Genomic DNA, 2,218 nt, shown 5'->3' on the forward strand with positions numbered 1-2,218 from the left:
ATCGAATTCTTATCTGGAAGGTTTCATTCCCATAGACACAGAATATTTTACAGCCTCTCTCCATACCTTATATACATCCACGTCTATGACAATAAACCTAAATTATTCACGGAACAGTATCTGAATTGATAACAATACCATGAATCTGAAAATTGATCCATGCAGCCATAACATCACTCAATTAACCCGTCAAAAGGGTATAAAATCCCTGTGGCAGAGTTCAGAGCAGTTGTTAAGCTGTCAATGTTCGTTAATAGTTGCTATTCCAGCTGTACATTCAGCTTGCCGATATTTGAAAGTGTCTCATAGAATTCATTCTTATAGGGGAACTGCTGCACAGTTTGAATGTGATATATCTTGCTGAATGAACTACTTTTGCAGCAATCTTCAGCAATTTTAAACGGACGGTATCAATGCGTTGCTTTCGCATATTTGCTGATAACACCAATCTTCTAAACCAATTAAATATGTTATACGCAAGAGCATGTACCTGCAGTCTATTGGCATTTACCATTCTGGTATGACTGCTTACGGATGCAAAATCAAAACAGGATTTGCTTTCTTTAATGAAGTTTTCCATCAGCCCTCGCTTGCAGTAAAATTTGATGAGATACTCTGGTGAGGAATCCATGTTTGTGACAACAAATGTGTACATGTAAACCATTTGGTTTTCCGGCTTTTCAACCTTGCATACCACACGCCTTTCATAAGGCCATGAACTCGCTCTATACATGAATTCGCCATAGGCTACTGCATAATCGACTTTATTATTTTTGGTGATCTCATCAAGCTCATCCACAAGATAGGATGCTTTTTTGCGGAGAATGCCATTCTCCTTCAGCCGGATCACATAGCTTGTGCCGTTTTCCTCACACTGCTTATAAAGATCAGGTGTAGCGAAACCGCTGTCACCACGAAGCAGAATACGGATCGCCGGATAATCATTCAGGTATTCATCAAGTATCGGCTGCAGGAAGTCAACCACTCCGGTACAGGAATACTCGGTTCCATCACGAAGCTGGATTTTTACCAGATCTCCGGTCATTCCATCATAACAGACAAGTGGATGGTATCCATTGCTTTGATAATGAAAGTTAAAGGCTCTGCCTTCCTGTTTGCCGTATGCATCAAGAAGAGTGGAATCCAGATCCAGAATAACAGCCTGTGGCATCTGAATACGATAAACTCTCTTTCGGAGTATTCTGCCAATCATAAGTAACTGATTTAAGGTATCTTCATCCATACGGTTAAAGAATCTTGATAGTGTAGGCTGTGATGCAAGGGTGTCTTTTTCAAGTACAGACTTGAATACAGGATCATTTGTAAGTTCATCGGAAGTATCATCTTCGAAGTAGCCTGCAATGATCATATATATCATCTGGAGCAGGTTTTTCTGATCTGTATGATATCTGAATAATGCAGAATCGTTGGTCTTGAAAACTTTGCCTAAAAGATTATCAATACCAAGTTTGCTTACGAATTCTTTGATGAGAAGCAATCCTGCATCGGAGGATAAATCTCCTCCATCAAAATTTATTTTAATTTGTCTATTGCTTTCTAGTGATAAGGTGTTTACAATACTCATAAAGGGCTCCTTTGTTGGTATTTATTTTGATTAGACACCTTAATTTTACCACAAATGGATGCTCTTTTTTCATTCACTTGATAGGTGAAAAGCAATATTCAGTTAAAATACAGTAACTATGTGGCTTTCAGCCACATTCGTGGCAAAGTCGTGAATAATTCAGGATAAAGTGTATTTTGTCGATATGTCTGATCCCGGAAGAAATAAAATATGTATAAGCACAGGAGAATTGCCATTGGTTGCAGAAAATGTTGATGAAAGCTATGGATCTGATCTGGACAGGGCTATTCTTGCAAATATTGGCTGGTAATGGTGTGATAATAAATCAAAAAGAGAGTGCCGCAAAGCCTCCATAACGGATGACTTTGCGGCACTGTCTGAGTCCGGCCTTACAGTGCAGACGCCTCCTGAAACAGCGCGGTAGCAACCGCTATTTTGACGCGCCACTGGTTATAATCGGGGATACGGTTGAAAAACGGTCTGCCGAGCTGCTTCTTAAAAAACTGGTTTATGCCATGAAGCAGCTCCGCAAGGGAATCCAGCAGATCCAGGTATTCCGCAACGTCCATGAATGGATGACGTATAATTAATTTCGCAAAATCAATTTCATAAAAATAGACATGGTCTATAGCC

The 2,218-nt window shown here is 39.7% G+C and carries 2 pseudogenes; both read right to left on the reverse strand.

What is annotated here, in order from left to right:
* Positions 1-260: 260 nt before the first annotated feature.
* Positions 261-1,585, reverse strand: a pseudogene (locus DW757_RS17105) (IS1380 family transposase).
* A gap of 389 nt (positions 1,586-1,974) precedes the next feature.
* Positions 1,975-2,218 (reverse strand): annotated as a pseudogene (locus tag DW757_RS17110) (hypothetical protein); the annotation flags it as partial.

Origin of the sequence: Clostridium sp. AM29-11AC (genome assembly GCF_003480545.1) — a bacterium.
Classification (GTDB): Bacteria; Bacillota; Clostridia; order Lachnospirales; family Lachnospiraceae; genus Otoolea; species Otoolea saccharolyticum_A.